The organism is Mycobacterium sp. 050272, from assembly GCF_039023525.1.
Taxonomy (GTDB): domain Bacteria; phylum Actinomycetota; class Actinomycetes; order Mycobacteriales; family Mycobacteriaceae; genus Mycobacterium.
Genome location: NZ_JBCHKV010000054.1, coordinates 1 through 1597, shown reverse-complemented (window position 1 = coordinate 1597; position 1597 = coordinate 1). Strand labels below are relative to the sequence as shown.

Genomic DNA, 1597 nt, shown 5'->3' with positions numbered 1-1597 from the left:
CAGCTAGACATCCCAGGTTCGTAAGTTGTCAAGCGGCTTGGGTGTCGGGGGTGTTTTGACGGTGTGCCCAGGCTTTATGTTCGTCGTAGTGGGTTCGGTGGCGAAGGCAGCCGTGCAGGATGCCGACGAGGCGGTTACCGAGGGCGCGTAGTGCTTGGTGGTGAAGGTCTCCGGCGGCGCGACGTTGGTCATAGAACAGGCGGGCGCCGGGGCTGTTGTTGATGGCGCAGAACGCCCACTGGTCGATGGCGTCGTAGAGGCGGCGGTTGCGGACGTGGCGGGCCATGACGGCCCGTTTCCGACCGGATGCGACGGTCAACGGTGACGTTCCGGCGTAGTTTTTGCGACACTTGGAATCGGTGTAGCGGTTCGGGTCGTCCCCGAACTCACCGAGCACCCGGGCGCCGAGGATGACACCAAGTCCTGGCAGGGAGCGGTAGATGTCGGCGTCCGGGTGTGTCTCAAAATGCGTGGCCAGCTCGGTCTCGAGGTCAGTGATCTGTCGGTTCACTTCGGTGATGATGCCGATCATGGCGCGGGTGCTGGCTGCGAATGCCGCAGTTACCGTGGCAGGCGCGGTGAGTTGATCGGCGCGTAGCACGGTTTGAATTTCTAGTGCCCGGGCGTCGAGGTTGCGTTGTCGCCCACCGGCTTTGAGCGCAGAACGGATCTTCGACAGACTCAGGCCAGCAGCCTCCACCGGAGAGGGCGCACGACCCAGGATTGCGAGCGCGTCTCGGCCATGCAGATCGCCGAAGGCCTCCAACGCAGCCGGGTAGTACTCGCGCAATGCCGATCGCAGCGCGTTGGTGTGCTGGTTGCGCGTCCAGATCAGATTCTGATGCGCTCGAGCCAGCACCTTGACCGCTTCGGCATCAGCGGTGTCACCAGCGATCCGGCGGTGGTTGTGCCGATCGGTGCGCACCAGATCGGCTAACAGTTTGGCGTCCCCGGCATCGGACTTGGCTCCCGAGACGTGGTGGCGGTCGCGGTAGCGAGCGGCCGCCATCGGGTTGATCGCATACACCTGATAGCCAGCCGCAACGAGAGCGGTGACCCACAATCCGCGTTCGGTCTCGATGCCGATCACGACCTCGTCGGGTTCTCCGGCATGGCGGGCCAGCATCTGATGGAACTCGCCCATCCCGGCGAGTCCCTCGGGTAATCGGCGCGAGGCCAGCCGCATCCCCGAGTCGTCCATCAGATGGACGTCGTGGTGATCCTCGGCCCAATCGTCACCGACAAAGATCATGTGAGCACCTCCTTGAACTGATCGAACCCGTTCGAGCCCAAGGGCACCCGCGACGAGCTAATGGATCAGTGCTCAACGGCACGACATCCCATCGGTGCTAAGGAACCCTCACCAACCGGCCGGGGCGTGATCTAGCTCTAGAAGTCGACCATTGCTTCAGCTGTTAACGACGCTCACCGGCCGGCGGCTCAGGAACAGCGTCCCTCCGATCAGAACTCGATTCCCGGAGGCTCGCGGTTCGAGACCCATTAGCCGCATCCCCGAGTCGTCCATCAGATGGACGTCGTGGTGATCCTCGGCCCAATCGTCACCGACAAAGATCATGTGAGCACCTCCTTGAACTGA

The 1597-nt window shown here is 62.9% G+C and carries 2 protein-coding genes; both read right to left on the bottom strand.

All coding sequences use genetic code 11. The annotated features are described in order from the left end of the window. Positions 1 to 28: 28 nt before the first annotated feature. A complete protein-coding gene (locus AAHS21_RS31925; RefSeq protein ID WP_342931256.1) occupies positions 29 to 1252 on the bottom strand; it encodes an IS110 family transposase in 1224 nt (407 codons plus the stop codon). 156 nt (positions 1253 to 1408) lie between these two features. After that, positions 1409 to 1576 carry a hypothetical protein gene (locus AAHS21_RS31920; RefSeq protein WP_342931255.1) on the bottom strand — a complete coding sequence of 56 codons (168 nt, stop codon included), beginning with the start codon at positions 1574 to 1576 and terminating at the stop codon, positions 1409 to 1411. Positions 1577 to 1597: the final 21 nt, after the last annotated feature.

Bases quoted from the DNA above. Each gene is read 5' to 3' on its own strand.
- AAHS21_RS31925 (WP_342931256.1), bottom strand. From the start codon at position 1,252: ATGATCTTTGTCGGTGACGATTGGGCCGAGGATCACCACGACGTCCAT.
- AAHS21_RS31920 (WP_342931255.1), bottom strand. From the start codon at position 1,576: ATGATCTTTGTCGGTGACGATTGGGCCGAGGATCACCACGACGTCCAT.